Origin of the sequence: Lactobacillus nasalidis, assembly GCF_016587775.1 — a bacterium.
GTDB lineage: Bacteria > Bacillota > Bacilli > Lactobacillales > Lactobacillaceae > Lactobacillus > Lactobacillus nasalidis.
On sequence record NZ_BOCG01000584.1, the window covers coordinates 1 to 251 of the forward strand.

Annotated in this window: 1 pseudogene; it reads left to right on the plus strand. The window is 42.2% G+C overall.

Features of this window, described 5'->3' with window-relative positions:
• Positions 1 to 213: pseudogene (locus lacNas_RS10965) on the plus strand (RNA-guided endonuclease TnpB family protein); the annotation flags it as partial.
• Between the last annotated feature and the right edge of the window lie 38 nt (positions 214 to 251).

Consider the following 251-nt stretch of genomic DNA (forward strand, 5'->3'; position numbering starts at 1 on the left):
TCTACTCAGCGTTGTGCGGCTTGTGGTAATGTCAAAAAAGGTGATGACAAGATCACTCTTTACGGAAACAAGAAACATGGTACTAAACACAATGAGTACGTCTGCTATAACGAAAAATGCCCGAACTATGGCATAGTCGTAGATCGGGACAAGAATGCGATGCTTAGCCTTCTAGCGCTGGTTGAGCATCCAGAATTAAATCATGCGCTATAAATTTTAAAGAAAGGAGAGTTAATGGCTAAGGCCTTGGC